The sequence below is a fragment of the Streptomyces sp. SID10853 genome (assembly GCF_010548145.1).
Lineage (GTDB): Bacteria > Actinomycetota > Actinomycetes > Streptomycetales > Streptomycetaceae > Streptomyces.
This window is the reverse complement of record NZ_JAAGLN010000506.1, coordinates 1-827: the sequence shown is the minus strand read 5'-3', so window position 1 is coordinate 827 and position 827 is coordinate 1. Positions and strand designations below refer to the sequence as shown.

The window sequence follows — 827 nt, the reverse complement described above, 5'->3', positions numbered from 1 at the left end:
CCGTGAGGCGCTGGCGGCGCTCGCCCGGGTCGTCCAGCCCGGGGCGCCGACCGGGAACAGCCCGGCAGACCCCGGCACCACCCACCGGCCCGCACCCGGGAACGGCAGGACCGACAACGGCAGGACCGACAGCAGCCGGACCGGTGACAGCCGGACCGGAAAGGCGCCGACCGGTGACAGCCGGACCGGAAAGGCGCCGACCGGTGACAGCCGGACCGGGAAGCCGCAGACCGGGGGCAGCCGGACCGGTGACAGCCGGACCGGTGGCAGCCGGACCAGAGAGGCGCCGACCGGTGGCATCCGGGCCGGGAAGCCGCAGACCGGTGGCAGCCAGGCCGGTGACAGCCGGACCGGAAAGGCGACGACCGGTGGCAGCCAGGCCGGCGCCCGCCCCGCGCCCGCCTCCGCCACCGACACGGCGGGCTCCGCGCACCTCGCCGCGTACGCGGTGGCGGGCGGCGAGGGACTGGTGCTCGGCGTCACCACACCCGTACGCGAACCGGGCGACCACACCATCGCGGGGGTGGCCGTCGTCCTGCTCTCGCTGCTCACCGCCCCCCGTCAGGGCGCCGACGAGGCAGCCCGCTCATCGGCGCTGATCCGGCTGCTGCTCGGCGCCGCGCCCGCCGATGTGGCACCGCTGCTCGGCGCAGGCCCCTGGACGGTGGTGCAGGCCCACGGCGCGGGGACCCCGCCCGCACTGGGCAGCCCGCTGGTGGACGCGTCGGCCGACCCCGTACGGATCCTGCTGCCCGCCGACCGCGAGATCGCCCGCCACCCCGGCTGGACGCTCGGGGTGAGCGCCCCGGCCGCGCTGCGGGACCTCC

1 pseudogene is annotated in these 827 nt (G+C 78.1%); it reads left to right on the top strand.

Annotated features, from left to right (window positions below):
* Positions 1 to 827 (top strand): annotated as a pseudogene (locus G3I19_RS37140) (PucR family transcriptional regulator); the annotation flags it as partial.